The sequence below is a fragment of the Actinophytocola sp. genome (genome assembly GCF_050699915.1).
Taxonomy (GTDB): domain Bacteria; phylum Actinomycetota; class Actinomycetes; order Mycobacteriales; family Pseudonocardiaceae; genus Actinophytocola.
Map to the genome: position 1 here is coordinate 13,832 of NZ_JBOHGA010000025.1, position 21,595 is coordinate 35,426.

Below are 21,595 nucleotides of genomic sequence, written 5' to 3' on the forward strand. Positions count from 1 at the left end.
CCTGGGCCGTCGCGGTGGTGATCCCGGACGCCGAATCGGACGCTGTGGCGGATGGTGATCCACCACGACTTCGGTGAGTCGGTCACCGTCGGGTCGGTGTCGCTCGCCTGGCACCAAGGCGACATCCGGCGTTTCACCGTCGACGTCCAGGTCTCCGGGACTGGTTCGTCGTGGGCCACCGTCCTGGCTGGCGCGCGCTTCACCGACCACGACGCGCGCTACGTGCGCATCGTCGGTCACGGCAACACGACCAACGAGTGGACCTGCATCACCGAGCACCCGTGCTCGGCGCGGACGGCTCCGGCGGCGGGGACTGTGCGGCGCCCGCCGACGTCCTCGACCTGTCCAACTGGTACATCGGCGCCCACGTGGGGGAAGATGGGTTCGTGTCACGATCATCGATCCAGGACGTTCCGGTAGCCGAGTTGCCGATTCGGCTGGGTCAGTTCCTCAAACTGGCCGGTCTCGCCGAGCACGGGGCGCATGCGCGTGAGTTGGTCGAGACCGACCAGGTACAGGTGAACGGGCACGTCGAGGCTCGAAGAGGAGCGCAGCTGCAGTTCGGAGATGTGGTCGCCGTCGCCGGACAGCAGGCCCGTCCTGTGCGTTAGCGCCAAAAGCGTGACACCGTCGGGCCCTCTGTTCGGCGGGAAGGCGGTCAGCTCCGCACTCGTCGTCTCGAACAGCCTGCAGTACACCGCTTCCGCTAGCCGGGGCGCCATCTGGCACCACCGACCCCAGCGTCCGCGCCTGACGCAGGTGGGATCGCGGAGGTGGTCGGCGTCCCGGTGGCGGTCCTTATGGGTACCCAACCGACCCGTCGACGAGCAACCGACTCCCCTGGGTCGCCACCCACGGCGTGTCCACTCACTGGCTACGCCACACAACTCTTACCTGGGTGTCGAACGCCACCTCGGCTACGGCATCGCTCGACACCCAGTTGGCGACGCTGCGACGCGTTCTCGCGGCCGGTTGACGGCCTGGCAGAATACGTCGCCGCTTGTGGTTTCTGTCGGCATGAGATCGGGGCGAGCGTGTTACGTACGGTGTCGTTGGTGTGGTCCAGGTTCGTCGAGGTGACGTTGGTCGCCCTCGGAGTGTGGCTCTTCCTGAAGTTCGAACTGCTGCCACTCGTTCTGTGGGACCTGCTGGCAGTGGTCTACCTGGCGATGCGGATCGTGCGCGTCACGCGCAGCAAGCGCCACACCGGGGACCAGGCGGAATGGCTCCGCATGCTCGTCGGCCGGCGCAGCGGTCTGATGTTCACCTTGTTCACGAGCCTGGTCGGGTTGACGGCCGGCGTGGTGATCGCGTTCAACGACCAGCTGTCCCTCCTGGCGCCCGGCGCGGACCCCGGGGTGGCGAAGGGCCTGGCGGTACCGGCCGTGCTCTTCGCGTGGGCGATCCTCCACTTCGGATACGCGGAGCGCTACGCGCAGGCGTACTACGCCGCGCTGCCCCACCGCATCCTGGACTTTCCCGGCACGCCGCAGCCGGTCTTCATGGACTTCGCGTACTTCTCGTTCACCGTGGGCACGTCGTTCGCGGTCTCCGATGTGGAGACGACGAGTTCGGTGGCACGCGGGAAGATCCTCGCCCACGGTGTCCTCGCGTTCTTCTACAACACCGCGATCCTGGCCGTGGCGATCGGCGTAGTCACCGGGGGCTGAACGGAAGATGCGAGACCTGACCGCCGCCGGCCAACTGGCCGGCCTGGTCACCGACCGGGCACTGACACCCGCTACCTCGGCGTTCGCGCCGAAGGCTTATCCCGCGGTGTTCCGTCGCAAGGTTCTTGATCTGGTCGCTGCCGGGCGTCCGGTCGCTCAGATGGCGGCGGATCTCGGTATCAGCGAACCGCCACGAGCAACCAGCGGTTCGGGCGCACCATCAGCCCGAACCCACCGATCGGACAGGCTGTTGGGCGCCCGTCAGACCGGCTCGGCCAACTTGGCCAGTGCGCGCTCCACGACTGCCGTCTGTGCCTCCGGCGGTGCCTGCAGCTGTTCGAGACGGCCGATTTCGATTGAGCTCTCCACGACGAACCGGCACCGCTCGTCGCGCCGGGCGGCGAACGCGGTGAACGTCTCGGCGACGGAGTCGCGGGCGGCGTACTCCTCGGCGAGCACCAGGGCGTCCTCTACCGCGATCCCCGCTCCGGAGGCCAGCTGCGGTGTCGTGGGATGGGCGGCGTCGCCGATGAGGATCACCCGCCCGGAGTACCACGGGCTGGGCAGATAGAACGACTCCAACGGACGGAACGCGATCTCGGTGTCCTCGACGATCGACTCCCGGAACTGCTGCACGTATCCGCCATACGGCTCGAGCAACTCGACCAGGCCCGCAGGCAGCTCATGCCGCTGGCGCACCACTCGCGGCGTGCGCTCGACCACGAACAAGTACATCTGGGTCGCCGACACCGGCGTCCACCCGACCTTGACCCGGCCGCCGAGGAAGTAGTGGCGGCGGTCGACGTCCGGCGGGCGCGGGACGAACATGCGCCACACACTCTGCCCCGTGTACTCGGGTCCCGGCGCGGCGGGGAAGATCTGATCGCGGGTGCGCGAGAAGATCCCGTCCGCCCCGACGACCATGCCGTACCGCTCGGTCGCGCCGTCGTCGAAGGTGACCTCGACACCCTCCTCGTCCTGGACGAGCCTGTCGACGGCCACGCCAAGGCGCGGCCACACACCGACCTCACGCAGCCGCGACGCGAGGATGTCGTGCAGCACCGGCCGGGCGATCCCGCCCGAGCCGCACACTCGCGCTTCCGGCGGCACCGGCGTCGGCAGGTCCCGGATGGGCGTGCCGTCGACCTCGCAGACGCGGATGCCCTCGCCGACGTACCCGTGTGCGGCGATCTCGTCGTACACGCCGAGCTGCCGGAACGCACGCAGTGTCGGTCCGGTGATCGTCAGGCCGGCCCCGGTCACGTTCCATTCGTCGTTGATGTCGATCAGGTCGACCTCGACCCCGATACGACGCAAGGTGATCGAGGCCGAGGTACCCGCAATGCCGGCACCAATGATCAGCACTCGACCCAATTGCCCCGACCTCATCCAGTTCCCCCTTTGCCGAGGAAGTATGCCACGACCACTTCTTGCCGCCGAATTGTCGCACAGGAATCCGGAGCTTGGCGAATTATTTCAACGCGTGTTGGGAATATTTCCGAACGGAACGGGCAGGGTATCTCGGACCACGTTGCCGCGTGAGGCCCCAAACCAACTTGCGCCATTTGTCGGCTTCACTGCGCGTGACCGTACCTTGGACAGCGGCCGAATCCCCCAGCCTACGCACCTGTATGGCCGATCCTAGCTCCCCTGTCAGCAGTACTCGCCCAACGCAAAAATAGGGAGTTAGACGTCTTTTAGGGGTTTTTGAGTGGCCGTTCATAGTCTCGTCTTACCGCTGCTCAACTAGGGCGGCGAATTGTAAGTAACCTCCCGTTGAGCCCGCGACCAATCGCGTGGTTCTACGCCGGTGTCATGGACGGTCGGAAGGCGCACTTGCCGGGCGAACCGGCGAAGCCCACTGTCGCCCGCGTACCGGGCACTAGTGCCCGGAATCAGCGCCGCTTGAACACACACCGAGCGCCTCACCCAGATCCGGGAAGAACTCCAAATGACAGACGCAGCAGTCGTCGGGGCATCGCGTCGTGTCCCGCCTGGCCCGGTCCGCTGGGCCGGGACTCAGCCAAGAGAAGTGCATACCACGGTCGAGCTCCGCGCACTGGGCCCAGTGGAAGCGACCATCTCCGGCCGTCAGGTGGATGTCGGGGCACCCAAGCAACGAGCACTGCTGGCCCTCCTGGCGAGCCAGGCGGGCCAGCCGGTGACGGTCGACGTGATGCTGGAGGCGCTGTGGACGGGGAACCCACCGCCGTCGGCCATGGCTTCGCTCCACGCTTACGTGGCCAACCTGCGCAAGCTACTGGAGCCGGGCCGCGCGCCGCGGACACCGGCCACGGTGTTGCGAACCTGTCCCGGCGGCTACCTGCTCGACGCGGGATCCGTCGACGTCGACGTCCGCTGGTTCGGTGACCACGCCGCGGCGGGGTGGCAGGCGTGGGACCGCGAGGACCCGCAGCAGGCGCTGCGTGAATTCGAGGCGGGACTGGCGTTGTGGCGTGGCCACGCCTATCCGGAGGTGGCCCATGCCCCGTGCGTACTTCCCGAGGTGGCGCGGCTGGAGGAACTGCGGCTTTCAGTCGTCGAGATGCGCAACGCGGCACTGCTGGCCGTGGGAGCGCACGAGGTCGCCGTGGCCGAGCTCGGCGCGTTCATGAAGGCGAACCCGCTGCGTGAGTACGGATGCGAGCTGCTGAGCCTGGCGCTGTACCGCTCCGGGCGGCAGGCCGAGGCGCTGGAGGTGCTGCGGACCATCCAGACGCGGCTGACCGACGAGCTGGGCCTCGACCCCAGGCCCGCGCTCCAGCACCTCAAGCGCGAGATCCTCAACCAGGCACCGAGCCTGGACTGGCGCCCGATCTCCGCCGCGGAGACCGCAGCCGCGGCGGACGAGCCGGTGTTCATCCCGCAGGCACGCGGCCCCGCCACGCCGCCGAAGCCCGAGACCTCCGACGGCGTGGTCTTCGTCGGCCGCCAGACGGCGCTTCAACCGCTGACCGAGGCGCTGTCGGCCGCGGAGGCGGGGCGGGGTCAGGTCGTGTTGGTGTCCGGCGAGCCGGACATCGGCAAGACCAGCCTGCTGCGGCGATTCACCGAGCTGATTGACGGGCCGGCGCTGTGGGGAACCTGCCCCGAACACGTCTCCACGCCACCGTTGTGGCTCTGGGAGCAGGTGCTGCGCGCGGCGGCCAGCGCGTTCCCGTACCGCTCCGTCCCGAGACCGGTGGCCGGGCTGCTCGACGGTGAAGCCGGGCGACCCGCCGACGGCGCGGGCGCCGACGGTGTCTTGCTGCGGCGATTCGAGGCGGTCGTGGCGTACCTGACCGAGCTCTCCCAGCTCAGCCCGCTCATGGTGGTACTCGACCACGTGCACCGGGCGGACCCGAGCTCGCTGCGGCTGCTGGCCCACCTCGCCGAGTCGGTGCCCGCGAGCAGGCTGCTCCTGGTCGTGTCCTACCGGTCGGACGAGGCCGAGAACCTCGTCGAGACCGTGGCCGCCCTGGCCCACCGGGAGACGACCCGCATCGACCTCAAGGGACTGAGTGTCCAGGAGACGCGGACCCTGGCGAGCGCCCTCGTCCGCCGGAAGGTGGGTGAGCACACCGCGGAGGGGCTGCGCGACCGGACCGAGGGCAATCCGTTCTTCCTGCGCGAGCTCGTCAAGGAGCTGCGCGGTGAGGACGGGCTGGGCGACCCGTTTGCGTCGCCGGTGCCGGCCCCGGTGCGGGAGGTGGCGCTGCGGCGCATCGCGCGGTTGCCGCGCCCCGCGGCCGAAGTGCTGTCCGTGGCCGCCACCGTGGGCAGGCACTTCGTCATCGAAGTCGTCGCCGAGGTCCTGTCGATCGAGATCGACGAGACGCTGGAGATCCTCGACACCGCGATCGCGGCGGGGCTGGTGGAGGAGGACGAGGAGCGGCTCGGCTGGTTCCGCTTCACCCACGTCATGGTCGCCGAGGCGCTCGACGAGACCACCGGAAGGCTGCGCCGGGCCCGGCTGCGGCGGCGGATCGGCGCGGCGACCAACCGAGCGTGGGCTCGCGACGCCGTGTGGGCGGCCGAGACGGTCCAGGCCGCCGGGTTCCTCATGACGCCGCCGTCCACCAGACCCGACTCCGCGTGGCCGCTGGCGGCGGTCCCCGCGGCCGACATCTCAGACGCGCGACCTGCCAAGGAGGCTGCACAGTGGTGAGTCCGACCGAGTCCACAACCGCGGATGTGCCGTTCCTCAACGTTCTCGACCCGGCGTTCGACTTCTCCGGACCCGAGGCCATGGCGGCGCAGGAGCAGAGCTGGTACGCCGACAGCCCGATCGGCCTGCTCGTACTGCGCCACGAGGAGGCCCAGGAGCTCCTGCGCGACCGCAGGCTCGACCACAACGGCCGGGGCTTCATGGAACAGAGCGGCGTGGTCAACGGGCCGATCTACGACTGGTTCGTTCCCATGATCAACAATCACGACGGGGAGAGCCACCGGCGTCTGCGCGGCCTGGTGTCCAAGGCCTTCACCCCGCGCATGGTGAGCGAGGTACAACCGTTCGTCCGGGCCGAGGCCGAACGCATGGCCGACGAGATGGCCGCGACCGGGACGTGCGAGTTCGTGGCGAGCTTCGCGGACCCGCTGCCACTGGCGGTCATGTGCAAGCTGCTCGGCGTGCCGAACGCGGACTACGACACCTTCCGGGTGTGGACCAACGACATCGGCCTCGTCTTCGCCATGGTGCACGGCGGCGACATCGTCGCCCGGGTGGAGAAGGCCGTGGTCGGCCTGAACGGCTACATCTCCGCACTCATGGAGGAGAAGGCCGACAACCCCCGCGACGACTTGATCTCCACGCTGGTCACGGCGCAACGTACCGAGGGCACGGTCAGCGAGGAGGAGCTGCGCAACCTCCTGGTCACGCTGGTGTTCGCCGCCCACGACACCACCTGCCACCAGCTGTCCAACGCGATGGTCACCTTCTCCGAACATCCCGACCAGTGGGAGCTGCTCGCCCAGCGCCCGGGGCTGGCGGCCCCGGCGGTCGAGGAGCTGATCCGTTGGGTCCCGTCGACGCCGATCATCTACCGGTGCGCGGCCGAGGACTTCGAGTACCGAGGCCTGAAGGTCACGAAGGGCGCGTTCATGACGATGTGCGTCCAGACCGCGCAGCGCGACCCGCGGGTGTTCGACCGCGGCGACACGTTCGACATCACGCGCGCCAATCCCGCGTCACCGTTGCTGTTCGGCGCCGGTCCACACTACTGCCTGGGCGCCCCGCTAGCCCGGACCGAGATCGCCGAGGCGCTGCCCGCGCTCGCCGAGCGGCTGGAACCTCCGGTGATCGCCGGCGAGGTCAGCTGGCGGCCGCCGACCGGGATTCGCGGCCCGAACGAGCTGCCGCTGCGCTTCCCTGCCCGGACGCGCTGACGTGGTCCGCGCGCAAGAAGTGTCACGGTTCGTGGTCGCGAGGCCCGGACTGGACACCGGGCGCCGGACCCGCCCGGCGCCTGCGCGGGCCGGCGGACCGGGGCGGCAGTGCACGCATGTGGTCGCGCACCCGGGTCATGATGTCTTCCAAGCGCTTCAGGTCCCCGTCGGACAGCGGCTCGAACAGCAGCCGGCGGGTGACCTGGATGTGACCGGGCAGCACTCGGCCGACGAGGGTCGAGCCGGCGTCGGTGATGCCGACAAGGGTGGCGCGCTCGTCGTCGGGACTGGAGGCGCGAGTGAGAAGACCCGCCTTCTCCAGCAGGCTGGCCTGGTAGGTCAGGCCGCTGCGGCTGTAGACGACACCGTCGGCGAGCTGTGTCATGGTCAGCTGGCTGTTGGCTGCGACGAGACGAGCCAAGAGCTGGAACTGCACGTAGCTGATGTCTCCCTCGACACGCAGCTGCTGCTCGACGGCGTGTTGGAGCATGCTGACGGATTCCATCAACGCGAAGTAGACCCCCAGTTGCCGGGGGCCGAGCGTGTCCGGGTCCGTCACGCCCGGAGGGTACCTGCTTCGAATCGGAATCAACGCCCCATGGTCGCACTGTGTTTCGAAGTCAAAGTATATTACAGTGATGCTTCGATTTTGAAGCAAAAGTAGGGAGGTCCCATGAAGGCAGCGCGTTACCACTCCTACGGCTCCGAGGACGTCGTCGTCTACGAGGACGTCGACCGCCCGAAGGCCGGTCCGGGTCAGGTCGTGCTGCGGATGGCGGGCGCCGCGTTCAACCCCGTGGACGCCTCGATTCGCAGCGGCAACCTGACCGCCGCCTTCCCGCTGACGCTCCCGCACACCCCGTGCTACGACGTGTCGGGCGTCGTCGACGAGATCGGCGGTGGCGTGACCGGCTGGAACATCGGTGACGCGGCCGTGGGCTTCCTGCCCATCCCGACGGCCGGGGCGGCCGCGGAGTACGTCGCCGTGCCCGTCGAAACCCTGGCCGCCGCCCCCGCCACGATCGACCTGGCTGATGCCGCCGGGTTCCCGTCGGTCGCGCTGACCGCGTGGCAGGCGCTGTTCGAGCACGCGGGCCTGAAGGCCGACCAGAGCATCCTGATCAACGGCGCCGGCGGCGCGGTGGGCGGCTACGCGATCCAGTTCGCGGCTCGGGCCGGCGCCAACGTGACCGCGACCGCCAGCCCGCGTAGCCGCGACCGCGTCCATGCCCGGGGCGCGGCCCACGTCATCGACCACACCGAGAGCCCAGCCTGGGAGGCGTTGGCCGAGCAGCGGTTCGACGTCGTGCTGAACCTGGCGTGGTACGAGAACCAGGACCACGTCACGAAACTGATCGGCCTGGTCGCGGACGGCGGCGCGTACGCCAACACCGTCCCGCCGACCCCGGAGAGCGCCGAGCGTGGGGTGCGGACGCAGGGAGTCTTCGTACGAAGCGACGCTGACCAGCTCGCCGAGCTGGTCAGCCAGATAGACGCCGGGCACCTCACGATCGACGTCGCCCAGCGCCTACCGCTCTCGGAGCTGGGTGCCGTGCACCTGCAGGCCGCGAGCGGGACCCTGCCAGGCAAGACCGTCCTCATCCCCTGACTGACGGGGCCACCTCCCGGTCCGCATCGAGGTCCTGACAGAGCCGCACGTCCACAACACATCCGAGGAGTAGCGAACGCGATGACGTCGACGTTGGAATCGGACGCGGTAGCCGCGACGCTGAACCGCCTGTTCGCCGACGAGGAGCAGCAGGATCTCATGGCCGCCTTCGCGAACGCGGGCGTGGACATGCGGGGCGACTACCCCGTCGACATCGACCACGCGGACCTGGCCGAGCGGACCAAGGACGTCATCATGTCGGTGTCCCGGGAGGGTGGGCACCTGCTGTACCTGCTCGCCCGGGCCATCAGGGCGCGCACCGTGGTGGAGTTCGGCACCTCGTTCGGGATCTCGACGCTGTTCCTGGCCTCCGCCGTCCGCGACAACGGCGGAGGCCAGGTGATCACCACCGAGCTGCAGGCCGACAAGGCGCGCCGCGCGCGGGCGAGCTTCGACGCCGCGGGCCTCGGCGACCTGGTCGACCTGCGGGTCGGCGATGCCAGGGAGACGCTCGAGGACCTGCCCGGTCCGGTCGACCTCGTGTTGCTGGACGGGTGGCTGGACCTACGGGCGCCGATCTTGAAGCTGGTGCACCCCCGGCTACGGCCCGGGGCGCTGGTGATCGTCGACGACATCGACCTCTACCAGGACCAGGCGTTCAACCAGGAGTTCTCCGACTTCATCAAGGATCCGGACAACGGCTACCTCTCCGTGCGGATCCCGGTACACCAGGGCGTCCAGGTGTGCCTCAAGCTCGGCTGACGCTGGGACGCCGCCGATGTACATCAGAGTGCTCGGTCCGCTGACGATCCACCACGGCGCCGCCGAGGTGAACCCTACGGCCCGGAAACCATCCACGGTGCTGGCGCTGCTGCTGCTCAACCAACAGCGAGTGGTACCGGTGTCCGCGCTGATCGACGAGCTGTGGCAGGACGCGCCGCCCAAGACCGCCCGCGCCGCGCTCCAGGTCTACGTGCTGAACCTGCGGCGGATGCTGGCCGAAGCCGTCGGGCACACCACTGGCGAGGTGGCCGAGACCGTTCTGCAGACAGTGCAGAACGGGTACCGGTTCATGGTGGATCCCGGCCGCCTGGATCTGGAGGTCTACCACCGGCTGCGGCGGTCCGGAGTCGGCGCCATGAACACCGGCGATCTCCCCGCGGCCGCGCAGTACTTCCGCCAGGCCCTGCGTCTGTGGCGAGGGTCCCCTGTGGACGATGTGGAGCCGGGTATCAGGATCAGGGCCGAGATCGCCGCTCTGGAGCAGTCCAGGATGATGACGCAGGACTACCGGATCGAGGTGGAGCTGCGGTTGGGCATGCACCGCGACATCCTCAGCGAGCTCGTGGTGTTGATTTCCCGCAACCGCTTCCACGAGAACCTGCATGCCCAGTACATGCTCGCGCTCTACCGGTCGGGGTACCGCATCCGGGCCTTGGAGGCCTACCACCAACTGCGGCACGACATGCTCACCGAGTTCGGGCTCGAGCCCTCGCCTCAGCTCAAGGCGTTCCATCAGGCGCTGCTGACCGTGGACTCCGCTCTCGACGACGTCGAGGTGGTGCCCCTGCCGGTACGGCCGGTGGCGAACTTGCCGGAGCTCCCGGTCCTGGCCAGCTCGTTCTGACCCGACTACGGCCGTGCCGTCGTCGTGACCGCGTCAGCCGCCGCGAGCACGGTCGCGACGCAGTCGTCGACGACGCGCTCGGCCCGCTCCCGCGACACCGCGTCGTCGATGTAGGTGAAGTTCCAGGACAGCTGGTCGTGACAGGTGCTGACGGACGAGGCGAAGTAGCCCACGACCGAGATGCCACCCACGAACTGTGCCCCCGACAACCGCAACCCGCCCGCCGCGTCCGGGAACTCGAACCGTCCGATGTTGGACACGAAGAAGTTGAACGAGCCGTGCTCCTCGATGTACCGGACGAAGGTCTCACTGTCGGCGATCCCGCGCGGGCCGCCGCTGGCGAGGAGGCTGAACACTGAGAACTGCTCGCCACGCCGCCGCCGCTCGGCGATGTCGCTGTTGACGAACCGGGCCATCGTCCACAGGTCGTCGGGCTGGTAGGCGACGACGGAGTGCACAGCGGACACGTAGCAGCCGACCTCGTCCTCGGCCACCGGTCGGGTCAGCTCGTCGCGGAAGTCCACCGGCGAGCCGACGGCGAACGGGGTGCGCGGCTCGGCCCCGGCGTCACGAGCCACGGCGCAGGCCATCGCCGCGGCGAGCACGCCGTGCATCGTCACGCCCTGCCGCCGGCACGCGAGGAGCAGGTTCTCCAGCGCGTCACCGTCGACGGCCCGGTGCAGCATCCGAGTGCGCCGCTGATCGAAGGGCACGAACCGGTCCGGGACGAACCTGCCGACCTGTCCCTCGTAGGCCGGTTCCGACTCGTTCTCGGCCTCGGGCTCCTTGTCCGGCAGGTCCGACATCTCCCGGTGGTGTGCCTGGAAGAGGGACTCCGCCGGCAGCGGAACGCGGTCGCCCACGAGGTCGCCCACGAGGTCGCCCACGAGGTCGCCACGGTTCGCCGGCGGTGTCGCTGACAGCTGCACCCATTGCCGCAGCAGTGCGAGGGCGGTGGTGCCGTCCGCGATGCAGTGCGGGATGCTGATGATCAGGTCGGTGACCTGGCCGGGCTGCCTGATGACCACGGCGCGGGCCAGTGGGCCGGACCGCCAGTCGATCGGCTCGGCGAACTCGTGCACATCCACCTCGCGCGCCCAGCGCGCGTTGTCGACCTCGTCGGAGTGCACTTCGCGCAGCGGGATCGGGTTGTCCGTCGACGAGAACCGCGGTCCGGACGCCTCGTCCGCGATGGCCAGGCGCAGGTAAGGGTGGCGAGCGCGCAGCGAGTCCAGGGCGGCGCGTAGCGCCTCCGTCGAGAGCTCGCCGTCGACGCGCACCCGGGCGCTGACGTTGAGCGTGGAGAGCTGGTCGATGATCCAATACCAGCGTTCCGCCGGGCTCAACTCCCGTAACAGGCCCGCGGGGCCTTCCGTGGCGGTCAGAGTCCTCGTCGTCGAGATGTTCATAATGACGGTCCCCATCGCAGTGCGTTGTGCGCGCGGCATCGGCGGCAGAAATTGAGATATCGCGCGGGAAATCATTCCGGCCCGCAACCCGCACGATGCTAGCAACCCACCAAGTACTGTCAAATCACGGTCATCGTGACGTGAATCACAAGCCTTGATTTCCTGCATGTTTGGCGGTGCTTAGCCGATTTTCAAGCGTTCTGTGCTGTCATTCGCACGCCGCCAACCGCGCCGTGAACTCGGCCTCGGCACCGTTCGACCGGGAAGGCAGGACCGGCTTCCCGAGAATTCTGCGGCGCACAAATAGCGACGGCGGGCCACGCTGAGCGGTAATCAGTCTGCCGGCCAGGCGTCCCGTCCCGAACTCCGCGTCCAGGCAGCCAGGAGGCACATCACGATGACCGATTCGACGGTCGACCAGTCCGTTCCACCACTTGTCCTCATCGATCCCGCGGGCACCGACCGCCACGGCGAGGCCGCCCGGTTACGCGAGGTCGGTCCGCTGGTCCGCGTCGAACTCCCCGGTGGCGTGCGAATGTGGATGGTGACCGACTACAAGCTGCTCGCCGAGCTCGCCACCGACTCCAGGGTCGGCCGGGACTGGCGCCAATGGACGGCGCTGCAACGTGGCGAGATTCCCGCTGATTGGCCACTGCTCAGCATGATCCGGCTCAACAACGCGATGGCCCGCGACGGTGCGGAGCACAGGCGGCTACGCCGCCCGTTGACCCGGACGTTCACCCGCAGCCGGGTCGAGGGACTGCGGCCGCGCATCGACCAGATCGTCGCCACCATGCTGGCCGACCTGCCCAACCATGTCGGTCTGGATGGCGCCGTCGACCTCCGTAAGCACTACGCCTACCCGTTCCCCATGCAGGTCATCTGCGAGCTCATCGGGGTGCCCGAGGCGTGGTGGCCCCTGTTCCGCCAACTGATCGACACCGTCGTGCGCGCCGACACGACGGCCGAGGAGTACATGGCGACGCAGCAGAAGCGTCACGAGATGTGGCAGCGCCTGTTCGCCATGCGCCGCGCCGAGCCTGCCGACGATCTGACCAGCGCCATGATCGCGGTCAACGAGGAGGACGACGACGCACTCACCGACGAGGAGCTCGAGGACACACTGTGGATGCTCATCGGCGCGGGCCATGAGACTTCGATCAGCCTCATCGTCAACGCGACGCGGGCCCTGCTCACCCACCCGGAGCAGTTGGCCGAGGTCCGTGACGGCGACGCGGACACCTGGTCGCTGGTCATCGAGGAAACCCTGCGCTGGGACGCCCCGGTGGGCAACTTCCCGGCCCGGTTCCCGACCGAGGACGTCACCGTCGCGGGGATAACCATCCGCAAGGGCGACGCCATCCTCGCCCCGTGGAGCGGAGTCAACCGCGACCCGTCCCAGTACGGTACGGACGCCGACCAGTTCGACATCGGCCGCCAACCCCAGCGGCACCTGGCCTTCGGCACCGGACCGCACGTCTGCCTCGGGCCCGCGCTGGCCCGGCTCGAGGCGTCGGCCGCCCTGCCCGCGCTGTTCGCTCGGTACCCCGAGATGCGACTCGCCGTCGACCCCGACGAGCTGACCGCTGTCCCGTCGATCTTCTCCAACTCGGTGACGAGCCTGCCGGTGTACCTCGGAGCCGCGCGGGACTGAGGCCGCGGGCGGCTACTCGGCCGCGGGCGGGATGTTGTGGTTCAGGCGGAAAAGGTTCCGCGGGTCGTAGCCGACCTTGATCTGGGCCAAGCGCTCGTAGTCCCCGGGGGCGTAGGCCGAGCGCACCTGGTCGCCGTCCTTCTCCCCGTTCATGAAGTTCAGCGCCCGGCGCCCGGTGCTCCACGGAGCGATGGCATCGAAGATCCGCTCATGCGCGGTGCGGATCTCGGCGATCTCGGCCCGCTCCAGTCGAGATATCACGTTCAACGAGTACTGGGCGTCGCGGTTGCCTACGGCGTTGGGCACGGCAGCGGGCTTGGCCAGCTGTCCGCCGAGGTGACGCAGCTCGACCACATGCGGCACCGGTGCGTGCGGCCCGGCCAGGTCGAGCAGGCTGTGCACGCCGGCCGCGTCGAACTCGCCCAGCTGGGTGGTCCCGGACTCGAACCTCCCCGGGACGACCGGGTCGTTGTGGATCGACCCGGACTCGACGAAGGGCATCTGGCGAAGGGTGTTGCTGAACGGTTCGAGCGCGAGCAGCGGCGCCACCAGCCGCTCGCCCGCGCCGAGGTCGTCTGCGGCGTAGGCGATCCGCACGTGGACGACGTAGCGGCCGCGAAGCGTCGGCGGGAGCACCGGGATATCCGGGAACGAGATCATCGCCACCGACGAGGTCATCTCGTCGGGAACGGTCACCGTCCAGTCCACATAGGCGTTGAACACCTCCGGGGCCGAACCGGCGTCGAAGAACAGCGCCCCACCGTAGATCTCGGTGATCGGCATCAGATCGATCTCCATGCCCGTCACCACGCCGAAGTTGTCCCGGCCGCCGCGCAAGGCCCAGAACAGGTCGGGATGAGACTCCTGGGTGACGTAGCGCAGCCCGCCGTCGGCGGTGACCACGTCGAGGCTGCGCACATGGTCGGCGGCATACCCGTAGCGCCGGGACAGCATGCCCAGCCCGCCGCCGAGGGTGTAAGAGACCGCGCCCACTCCCGGAGCCGAGCCAGACAGCGGCGCCAGCCCAGCGGCGGCCGTCTCGTGGATGACCTGGTCCCACTGGAGGCCTGCGCCCAGCCACGCGGTACCGGCCTCGGCGTTGACCCGGATGCCACCGATCCGGGAGGTGTTGATCAGTACTCCGCCATCGGCGGCCACGGCGGCCAGCGCGTGTCCGGTGCCCTGCACCGCCACCGGCAGCCCGTGCTGGCCGGCGAAGGTGACAGCCGCCTGCACGTCGGCCGGCCCGACGGCGCCCACCACCAGGTCCGGTCGGTGCCAACGGGTCGTCTGGTGCCCGGCACGCTCGGTGTCGTACGACTCGTCGGTGGGAACGACCACCGGGCCCCGCACTTGCTTGGCCAAGGCCTCGATCGCCGCGGTGTCGACACCGGTGACCTTGCCGCCGTCCTGATCGAAATGGCTCATGAAGCTTCCAATCTCTTTGCCGCGGGAGGAGATGGACACCTCGGGCGGGTACCTCAGACAGGCGCGCGGGGGGCGCCCGGAGGGGTCGGGCGCGGAGGTTCCAGCGCTCGCGCGGCGGGATTGTCGAGGTTAGTCAGGCAGCCGTATTGTCGGGACCCACGGTATGGTCAGGCCGACCAAACTGTCAACTTGCCTGACTAAATGGCCGCGTCAGAAAGGTCTCCGGGATGACGACGCGATCCGGGCAGCGCGACGAGAACAGACCGCTCCCCGCCTTGCTCACGCAGGCCAGAGACGTCACCACCACCCTGCTCCACCGGCGCCTCGCCGAGGAGGGGTTCGAGGGCGTCCGATACCGGCACGGTTCGGTGTTCCGGTTCATCGATCCGGACGGGTCGCGGCTGACCGTGCTCGCCGAGCGGTCCGGGCTCAGCAAGCAGGCGATCGGCGGTTTGGTCGACGAACTCGCACGACTGGACTACGTCGAACGCACCGCCGACCCGGTCGACGGCCGAGCGAAGATCATCCGGTTGACCGAGCGGGGCATGCAGGCCCAGGTCGCCGCCGGCCGCATTCTCCGAGACATCGAGCGGCGCTGGGTACGCCACTTCGGCCAGGCCGAGATCGCCGAGCTGCGCCGGACACTCGAGGAGCTCATCGCCCTGCAAAGCAGGTAGGAAAGCGACGAACCTCACCGAAGAATTCGCCGGCGCGCGCCGGGCCGCTAGATTCGACCGCACTCTGGGCCGCGCATTCCACGCCGCCATACTCCCCCGGGCGTCAAGTCGGCGCCAAGCCGATGGCAAGCGGCAGGGGTGATGGTGATTGCTGTGCATCTCCGAGCCGAAGCCAGGATCCGCATCTGGCGTGTTGGTAGCTCGGCGCCGGAAGGGGGCACGAGGGCGAATGAGTGCGTACTGGACTCCAAAGAAGGTCGACGTCACATATGCCTACGATTTGCAAGCCGTCGGTGAATGTTCCCGAGCACATCATCACGATGGAGGATACTCTGGAATTTGCCAAGGGAATGCATGCCGGAAAGCCACAGCTGTCGTTGGCACTTCGGTTGATCCAGAACACCGGCGTCATGAAGCGGCACATCGTGCAACCCATCGAGGAGACGCTTCGCCACCCCGGCCTCGAAGAGCGCAACCGGATCTTCGAGGTGGAGTCCAAGAAGCGGTGTCCTGCCGTCGTCCAGCAGGCCCTGGCGAACGCACAGCTGACCGAGCAGGACATCGACGCGATCATCTTCGTCTCCTGCACCGGATTTCTCATGCCGTCGCTGACCGCGTGGCTGATCAACACCATGGGATTCCGGTCCAACACCCGGCAGATCCCCATCGCGCAGCTGGGGTGTGCGGCGGGCGGCGCTGCCATCAACCGCGCGCACGACTTCTGCACCGCCTACCCGGACAGCAACGTCCTGATCGTCTCCAGCGAGCTGTGCTCGCTGTGCTACCAGCCCGAGGACGACGGGGTCGGTTCCCTGCTCTCGGACGGGCTGTTCGGCGACGCGGTCGCGGCTGCCGTGGTGCGAGGCAGTGGCGGGGTCGGCGTCGCACTGGAGCGCAACGCCTCCTACCTCATCCCGCACACCGAGGACTGGATCTCCTACGCCGTGCGCTCGACCGGCTTCCATTTCCAGCTGGACAAGCGGGTGCCCGGAACGATGGAGCCGCTGGCCCCGGTGCTGCGCGACCTGGCCATGGACAACGGCTGGGACGTCGCCCAGCTCGACTTCTACATCATTCACGCGGGTGGCCCGCGGATCCTGAGTGATCTGAGCTACTACCTCGGTATCGACAACGACATGTTCCGTCACAGCTGGCGGACGCTGACCGAGCACGGCAACATCGCCAGCGCGGTCGTGCTCGATGCGCTGCGAAGGCTGTTCGAGGAGAACGAGCTCACCCCGGGCGCCGCCGGCATGATCGCGGGGTTCGGTCCGGGCATCACCGCCGAGATGTCGGTGGGCCGGTGGTCCGTGGACGTGACCTCGGCCGTGAACGGGGTCCTGCACGCGGTCTCGGCCTACCACTGAGCGGTGCCGGACCACAGACAGTCGCAAATCTCCGACGAGGCACCGTGCCGCGCAAACCCATGGACTGCGGGAGGCAACGTGACCAACGAACAACCAAGGCCGGACCGGATTCTGGAGATCGCCAACGGCTACTGGGCCACCGGCATCCTCGGCGTCGCGGCCAAGTACGCGCTGTTCACCCATCTCGAGGCGGGCGCGGACACCGCCGGACGGCTGGCCGCCGAGACCGGGATGTCCGAGCGGGGTGCGCAGACCCTGCTCGACGGGCTCGCGGGTCTTGCCCTGGTCGAGGTCCACGACGGCGGGTACCGCAACACCGCGGAGGCAAGCGCCTTCCTGGTGGCGGGCAGGCGGGCGGATCTGAGCGGCTACGCCAAGCTCAAGTTCGCTCAGATGGACAAGCTGGCGAACCTGCCGGAGGTGTTCCACACGGGCGGGCCGGTGCAGGCCATGACCGAGGTGGCCGACAACCCGCACTGGGAGGAGGTCGTCCCCGCGATCGCCGCGCAGTCGGTCCCCGTGGCCGTCACTGCCGCCGAGCTGCTCGGGCTGGCCGACGCCGGGGAGGTCTCGATCCTCGATCTGGGCGGCGGCTCGGCGATCTTCTCCTCGATCTGGCTCGAGCTCAACCCGTCCGCCCGGTCGACCCAGCTGGACTGGGAACCCATCAACGCGATCGCCCGCAGGCTCCTGAAGGAACGGCACGTGGCCGACCGGTTCACCTCTGTCGACGGTGACCTGCACAGCGTCGACTTCGGCACCGCGACCCATGACATCGTGGTGTACTCCCACGTCGCCCACCAGGAAAGCGCCGAGGACAACACCGCGATCTTCGCCAGGGCCCGGCGCGCCCTCAAGCCGGGGGGCACCTTCGTCGTCTGCGACTACGTGGTCGACGACGATCGGAGCGGGCCGTTCTTCCCACTGCTGTTCGCTTCGGAGATGCTGCTCAAGAGCAGGAAGGGCGGCACCTGGCGGCAGTCGGACTACCGGTCCTGGCTCGCCGAAGCAGGGTTCGAGGACGTCTCGTTCCATGCCACACCCTCGCCCGCCACACTGGTGTTCGCCCGTTAGCACCAGGGCGGTGCCCGGTGCTCGCCGCACTCGCGACCTCGTCTGCGGCGACGCCATGCCGGCGGCATGACCCGGTGGTAGCGTCGGTGACCAGGAGTCACGAGATGGAGTTCCGGGTGTTAGGCCCGCTGTCGGTACAACAAGACGGCGACGACTTGATTCGTACGACGGGAAAGCCGCGGCAGCTGCTGGCCCTGTTGCTGCTCAACGAGCCGCACCGGGTCTCGGTCACCTCGCTGGTCACCGAGCTGTGGGACGACGCGGCCCCGCGATCCGCCCTCAGCACGCTGCAGACCCACGTCTCCTACCTGCGTGCGGAGTTCGTCCGCACGCTCGACGTCACCCGCGGCACAGTCGCCCGAGACCTGTTGCAGACCCGTGACGGGGGCTACCGGATCAAACTCGGCGGGAACGTCTTCGACCTGCGCGAGTTCCACCGGCTGCGCACGTTGGCGCAGATCCGATTGACCGCCGGAGACACCCAGGGCGCCAGCAGACAGCTCAGCGAGGCCCTCGACCTGTGGCGCGGCCCGGCATTACTGGATGTCGACCACGGCAGGCTCCTGCGGGCGAGGGTCACAGAGCTCGACCGGTCCAGGCTGGAGACCCTGGCCTTGTTCTTCGGCACGCTGCTCGACGCCGGCGAGCACCGAAGGGTGCTCAGCGAGCTGGCGCGGCTGGTCGTCCGGCACGCCTGCGACGAGGAGCTTCACGCGCAGTTCATGATCGCCCTGTACCGGTCGGGCTACCGGACCCGCGCCCTCGAGGTCTTCGAGGAGCTGCGCAGAAACCTGCACGACGAGCTCGGCACAACACCGTCGCCACGGCTCACCGCGCTGTGTCACGGAATCCGGGTCGCCGACACGGCGGCCGTGGACGCCGCCCGCGCCTCCGGTGTCGCCAAAGCCGTCTAGCGCGGCAGTATCGGCAGGTCCTTCGGCAGTGGCAACACCGACACCTCGTCCAGCCGCGGGTCCGAGGTGAGTACGGCCTGGTAGTACCGGTGCAGCTTGGGAGAGGGATCGAGGCCGAACGTGCAGACCATGTCCTTGCGCAGCCGGTGAAACGCCTCGAGCGCGCGGTTACGGTACCCGCTGCGGTACAGCGCGATGATGAGCTGCGCGTGCAGGTCCTCGTGGAACCTGTCGTGCGACACCAGGTCGATGAGCTCGTCGAGGATCTCCCGGTGCCGTCCACGTCGCAGCTCGACTTCGATGCGGTGCCCCAGCATCGTCGCCCGCGACTGGTCGAGCCCTGCCACCGCGGCCCGGATTCCCGGGCCCGGTTCGACGTCGGTCAGTGCCGGACCGCGCCACAGCGAGAGCGCCTTGCGGAAGTACCTGGAGGCCGAAGTCAGGTCACCGTCGGCCATCGCCGCGGTCCCGGTCCGCTCCAGGCGGTGGTAGGTCCGCAGGTCGAAGTCGACCAGTTCCTCGGCATCGAACTCGTATCCGTTGCGTACGGTGCGCAACATCCCGCCGCTCACCTCGTCAATGGCACGGCCGGTGACTTCGGCGAGTTGTTTGCGCAGTTGGTGGATGTAGATCTGCACGGCGGCGCGAGCCGTTTTCGGCGCGGAACTCGCCCACAGTTCGTCGATCAACGCGGTTAGCGGGACGGCCCGCGAGTAGTTGAGCAGGAGCAGGGCGAGCAACTGGCGCGGCTTCCGCGCAAGGCGGGTCGTCCCTCCCTCAGCGCTGGAAATTCGGAGCGGCCCCAGAAGCTGTACCTGAATGAGGATTCCCCCTCTGGACACTGCCGCCCATGCCTACGGTTCGCTGCCGGGCAATCTTCCACCGGGACGATCGTTCTTGACATCGACACACCGTGCCCGCGCAGCCACCCTAAGTAGGAGCAATTTTTTTGTCAAGTTGCTTGATGATCTACAACGAGACATTCGTGAACGTGTCGTCCGGGATGTCCGTGCGCTCGAGAACCAGCATACCGACAGGCGCCAAGCCGACGCCAAGCCGTTGACCAGTCCCGACCAAGCTCCGTGGCCGATGGTGGGAGCATGACCGCAGAAGCGACGCTCGGGCGGATTCGTGAGTACATGGTGGGACCGACCCGGTTCATGAACCTGCTGTCCTGCTTCGAACTCGGCATCGTCGACGCCGTCCGGGACAACCCCGGCGCGACCACCACCGACATCGGCGCCACCGTCGGCGTCAAGCCCGACGCCGTGCAACAACTGCTGTTCCTGCTCGTCAAAGAAGGCTTCGTCGCCCACGACGAAACCACCGGCGGCTACACCCTCGACGCACTCGCGGACGTGCCCGACAAAGACCTGCGGCGCCCGCTCGAGTTCATGGACAAGATCAAGGTCACCGTCCTGCGGCAGCTGTTCTACCTGTCCGAGAGCGTGCGGACCGGCACGCTCGTCGGCCTGAAGAAGCTCTACGACTTCGACGGCGACCTGTACGCCGCGATGGGCCGGCACGAGGACCTGCGGGTGTCGTGGTCGCGGCTGATGGACTCGGTCACCGAGCGCATCGACCCCTGGTTCTTCTCCAACATCGACGTCCCCGCCGGCGCACGAGTACTCGACCTGGCCGGCAACACCGGCCTCGGCGCGATCCACACCTACAAGTACAAGCAGTCACCCAACCTGCGGGTGACGACGTTCGACCTGCCGGACAAGGAAGAGGCATGCCTGCGCAACTTCCGCGAGCACGGTTTGGCCGAGCAGTGTTCGTTCATCGGCGGTGACGTCTTCGACGAGGTCCCTCAGGGCTTCGACGTCGTGCTGATCAAGCACTTCCTGAACATGTGGGACAAGGACGACGTTTTCCGGATCCTGCACAACGTTCAACGGTCCCTGGCGGTGGGCGGCCAGGTGCACATCCTGGTGCCGATCCACTCGGAGGACATCAAGGACTCCTGCACCGTCGACTACTATCCGGCCTTCTTCCTCGGCTGTGCCACCGCCCAAGGTGGACCGCAGAAGATGTCGACGTTCCAGAGGTGGCTGGAGGAGTGCGGGTTCACGCTCACCGGGTCGATCGCCCAGAAGCCCGCGGATCTGCCGCCGGACGCCCTCCCGTTACAGGGCATCATTTCTGCGAAAAAGACAGCATGAACAGCGGGTTCACCGATTCACGCGACTCGAAGGGATGGGCGGCATGACCGCGGAAGCGACGCTCGGGCGGATTCGTGAGTACATGGTGGGACCGACGCGGTTCATGAACCTGCTGTCCTGCTTCGAACTCGGCATCGTCGACGCCGTCCGAGACAACCCCGGCGCGACCACCACCGACATCGGCGCCACCGTCGGCGTCAAGCCCGACGCCGTGGAACAACTGCTGTTCCTGCTCGTCAAAGAAGGCTTCGTCGCCCACCACGAAACCACCGACGGCTACACCCTCGACGCACTCGCGTACGTGCCCGACAAAGACCTCAACGCGGCGCTCGACCTCATGTACTTCATCAAGGCCACCACGCTGCGGCAGCTGTTCTACCTGTCCGAGAGCGCGCGGACCGGCACGCTCGTCGGCCTGAAGAAGCTCTACGACTTCGACGGGACCCTGTACGAGGCCGCGGCTGAGCACCAGGACATCGGCAGGCCCTGGTCGAAGGTGATGGACGCGACCACCGAGCGCATCGACCCCTGGTTCTTCTCCAACATCGACGTCCCCGCCGGCGCACGAGTACTCGACCTGGCCGGCAACACCGGCCTCGGCGCGATCCACACCTACAAGTACAAGCAGTCACCCAAC

At 68.1% G+C, this 21,595-nt stretch carries 20 protein-coding genes; 15 read left to right on the plus strand and 5 right to left on the minus strand.

Annotated features, from left to right (window positions below):
• Positions 1 to 51: 51 nt before the first annotated feature.
• The 3 genes from ACRDSK_RS07250 (at position 52) to ACRDSK_RS07260 (ending at position 1,670) form a co-directional block, all read left to right on the plus strand.
• Complete coding sequence (locus tag ACRDSK_RS07250; protein ID WP_431439203.1) at positions 52 to 420, plus strand: hypothetical protein; 369 nt, start codon at positions 52 to 54, stop codon at positions 418 to 420.
• Positions 387 to 611 carry an RNA-binding S4 domain-containing protein gene (locus ACRDSK_RS07255; RefSeq protein WP_431439202.1) on the plus strand — a complete coding sequence of 75 codons (225 nt, stop codon included), beginning with the start codon at positions 387 to 389 and terminating at the stop codon, positions 609 to 611. Before ACRDSK_RS07250 ends, ACRDSK_RS07255 begins: the two co-directional genes overlap by 34 nt.
• 444 nt (positions 612 to 1,055) lie before the next feature.
• Positions 1,056 to 1,670, plus strand: coding sequence for a DUF1345 domain-containing protein (locus ACRDSK_RS07260; RefSeq protein ID WP_431439170.1), 615 nt, complete (start codon positions 1,056 to 1,058; stop codon positions 1,668 to 1,670).
• 261 nt (positions 1,671 to 1,931) lie between these two features.
• On the opposite strand, the gene ACRDSK_RS07265 is transcribed toward ACRDSK_RS07260, so the two are convergent.
• The gene (locus ACRDSK_RS07265) at positions 1,932 to 3,059 is read right to left on the minus strand and encodes an FAD-dependent monooxygenase (protein WP_431439171.1); all 1,128 of its coding nucleotides are present in this window, start codon (positions 3,057 to 3,059) and stop codon (positions 1,932 to 1,934) included.
• Positions 3,060 to 3,738: 679 nt separating this feature from the next.
• On the opposite strand from ACRDSK_RS07265, the gene ACRDSK_RS07270 reads away from it, so the two are divergent.
• Together ACRDSK_RS07270 and ACRDSK_RS07275 are read left to right on the plus strand one after the other, a co-directional pair.
• Positions 3,739 to 5,817, plus strand: coding sequence for a BTAD domain-containing putative transcriptional regulator (locus tag ACRDSK_RS07270; protein ID WP_431439172.1), 2,079 nt, complete (start codon positions 3,739 to 3,741; stop codon positions 5,815 to 5,817).
• Positions 5,814 to 7,034 (plus strand): cytochrome P450, encoded by a 1,221-nt coding sequence (locus tag ACRDSK_RS07275; RefSeq protein WP_431439173.1) that lies wholly within the window; start codon positions 5,814 to 5,816, stop codon positions 7,032 to 7,034. Before ACRDSK_RS07270 ends, ACRDSK_RS07275 begins: the two co-directional genes overlap by 4 nt.
• A 22-nt stretch (positions 7,035 to 7,056) precedes the next feature.
• Here ACRDSK_RS07275 and ACRDSK_RS07280 read toward each other — a convergent pair whose 3' ends face one another.
• Positions 7,057 to 7,593 (minus strand): MarR family winged helix-turn-helix transcriptional regulator, encoded by a 537-nt coding sequence (locus ACRDSK_RS07280; RefSeq protein ID WP_431439174.1) that lies wholly within the window; start codon positions 7,591 to 7,593, stop codon positions 7,057 to 7,059.
• 114 nt (positions 7,594 to 7,707) lie between these two features.
• Between ACRDSK_RS07280 and ACRDSK_RS07285 the strand changes: the two genes are divergently transcribed.
• From ACRDSK_RS07285 to ACRDSK_RS07295, 3 genes are all read left to right on the plus strand, one after another.
• On the plus strand, positions 7,708 to 8,643 hold the full coding sequence (locus ACRDSK_RS07285; protein ID WP_431439175.1) for an NADP-dependent oxidoreductase: 936 nt from the start codon (positions 7,708 to 7,710) through the stop codon (positions 8,641 to 8,643).
• An 81-nt stretch (positions 8,644 to 8,724) separates the two neighbouring features.
• Entirely contained in the window at positions 8,725 to 9,405 is a 681-nt protein-coding gene (locus ACRDSK_RS07290; RefSeq protein ID WP_431439176.1) for an O-methyltransferase, read from the plus strand.
• 16 nt (positions 9,406 to 9,421) lie between these two features.
• Positions 9,422 to 10,270, plus strand: a complete 849-nt coding sequence (locus ACRDSK_RS07295; protein WP_431439177.1) for an AfsR/SARP family transcriptional regulator — start codon at positions 9,422 to 9,424, stop codon at positions 10,268 to 10,270.
• A 5-nt stretch (positions 10,271 to 10,275) separates the two neighbouring features.
• On the opposite strand, the gene ACRDSK_RS07300 is transcribed toward ACRDSK_RS07295, so the two are convergent.
• Positions 10,276 to 11,694, minus strand: a complete 1,419-nt coding sequence (locus ACRDSK_RS07300; protein ID WP_431439178.1) for a phthiocerol/phthiodiolone dimycocerosyl transferase family protein — start codon at positions 11,692 to 11,694, stop codon at positions 10,276 to 10,278.
• A gap of 382 nt (positions 11,695 to 12,076) precedes the next feature.
• Between ACRDSK_RS07300 and ACRDSK_RS07305 the strand changes: the two genes are divergently transcribed.
• Positions 12,077 to 13,333, plus strand: a complete 1,257-nt coding sequence (locus tag ACRDSK_RS07305; RefSeq protein WP_431439179.1) for a cytochrome P450 family protein — start codon at positions 12,077 to 12,079, stop codon at positions 13,331 to 13,333.
• Between the two features lie 12 nt (positions 13,334 to 13,345).
• On the opposite strand, the gene ACRDSK_RS07310 is transcribed toward ACRDSK_RS07305, so the two are convergent.
• Positions 13,346 to 14,761, minus strand: coding sequence for an FAD-binding oxidoreductase (locus tag ACRDSK_RS07310; RefSeq protein ID WP_431439180.1), 1,416 nt, complete (start codon positions 14,759 to 14,761; stop codon positions 13,346 to 13,348).
• Between the two features lie 227 nt (positions 14,762 to 14,988).
• Here ACRDSK_RS07310 and ACRDSK_RS07315 point away from each other — a divergent pair, with 227 nt between their 5' ends.
• The 4 genes from ACRDSK_RS07315 (at position 14,989) to ACRDSK_RS07330 (ending at position 18,793) form a co-directional block, all read left to right on the plus strand.
• On the plus strand, positions 14,989 to 15,438 hold the full coding sequence (locus ACRDSK_RS07315; protein WP_431439181.1) for a MarR family winged helix-turn-helix transcriptional regulator: 450 nt from the start codon (positions 14,989 to 14,991) through the stop codon (positions 15,436 to 15,438).
• Between the two features lie 320 nt (positions 15,439 to 15,758).
• Positions 15,759 to 16,805: a type III polyketide synthase gene (locus ACRDSK_RS07320; RefSeq protein ID WP_431439182.1), complete on the plus strand. Its 1,047-nt coding sequence runs from the start codon at positions 15,759 to 15,761 to the stop codon at positions 16,803 to 16,805.
• A gap of 78 nt (positions 16,806 to 16,883) precedes the next feature.
• Positions 16,884 to 17,879: a methyltransferase gene (locus ACRDSK_RS07325; RefSeq protein ID WP_431439183.1), complete on the plus strand. Its 996-nt coding sequence runs from the start codon at positions 16,884 to 16,886 to the stop codon at positions 17,877 to 17,879.
• A gap of 104 nt (positions 17,880 to 17,983) precedes the next feature.
• Entirely contained in the window at positions 17,984 to 18,793 is an 810-nt protein-coding gene (locus ACRDSK_RS07330) for an AfsR/SARP family transcriptional regulator (protein ID WP_431439184.1), read from the plus strand.
• Here ACRDSK_RS07330 and ACRDSK_RS07335 read toward each other — a convergent pair.
• A complete protein-coding gene (locus tag ACRDSK_RS07335) occupies positions 18,790 to 19,635 on the minus strand; it encodes an AfsR/SARP family transcriptional regulator (protein WP_431439185.1) in 846 nt (281 codons plus the stop codon). The genes ACRDSK_RS07330 and ACRDSK_RS07335 overlap by 4 nt on opposite strands.
• A gap of 258 nt (positions 19,636 to 19,893) precedes the next feature.
• On the opposite strand from ACRDSK_RS07335, the gene ACRDSK_RS07340 reads away from it, so the two are divergent.
• Entirely contained in the window at positions 19,894 to 20,958 is a 1,065-nt protein-coding gene (locus tag ACRDSK_RS07340) for a methyltransferase (protein ID WP_431439186.1), read from the plus strand.
• A 43-nt stretch (positions 20,959 to 21,001) separates the two neighbouring features.
• Positions 21,002 to 21,595, plus strand: a 594-nt coding sequence (locus ACRDSK_RS07345; protein ID WP_431439187.1) for a methyltransferase family protein, incomplete at its 3' end; no start/stop codon positions are given.

What these genes read in the sequence shown, in the direction of transcription:
- ACRDSK_RS07250 (WP_431439203.1), top strand. Translation starts at nt 52, where the DNA reads ATGGTGATCCACCACGACTTCGGTGAGTCGGTCACCGTCGGGTCGGTG.
- ACRDSK_RS07265 (WP_431439171.1), bottom strand. Translation starts at nt 3,059, where the DNA reads ATGAGGTCGGGGCAATTGGGTCGAGTGCTGATCATTGGTGCCGGCATT.
- ACRDSK_RS07285 (WP_431439175.1), top strand. Translation starts at nt 7,708, where the DNA reads ATGAAGGCAGCGCGTTACCACTCCTACGGCTCCGAGGACGTCGTCGTC.
- ACRDSK_RS07290 (WP_431439176.1), top strand. Translation starts at nt 8,725, where the DNA reads ATGACGTCGACGTTGGAATCGGACGCGGTAGCCGCGACGCTGAACCGC.
- ACRDSK_RS07295 (WP_431439177.1), top strand. Translation starts at nt 9,422, where the DNA reads ATGTACATCAGAGTGCTCGGTCCGCTGACGATCCACCACGGCGCCGCC.
- ACRDSK_RS07300 (WP_431439178.1), bottom strand. Translation starts at nt 11,694, where the DNA reads ATGGGGACCGTCATTATGAACATCTCGACGACGAGGACTCTGACCGCC.
- ACRDSK_RS07305 (WP_431439179.1), top strand. Translation starts at nt 12,077, where the DNA reads ATGACCGATTCGACGGTCGACCAGTCCGTTCCACCACTTGTCCTCATC.
- ACRDSK_RS07310 (WP_431439180.1), bottom strand. Translation starts at nt 14,761, where the DNA reads ATGAGCCATTTCGATCAGGACGGCGGCAAGGTCACCGGTGTCGACACC.
- ACRDSK_RS07315 (WP_431439181.1), top strand. Translation starts at nt 14,989, where the DNA reads ATGACGACGCGATCCGGGCAGCGCGACGAGAACAGACCGCTCCCCGCC.
- ACRDSK_RS07320 (WP_431439182.1), top strand. Translation starts at nt 15,759, where the DNA reads ATGGAGGATACTCTGGAATTTGCCAAGGGAATGCATGCCGGAAAGCCA.
- ACRDSK_RS07330 (WP_431439184.1), top strand. Translation starts at nt 17,984, where the DNA reads ATGGAGTTCCGGGTGTTAGGCCCGCTGTCGGTACAACAAGACGGCGAC.
- ACRDSK_RS07340 (WP_431439186.1), top strand. Translation starts at nt 19,894, where the DNA reads ATGACCGCAGAAGCGACGCTCGGGCGGATTCGTGAGTACATGGTGGGA.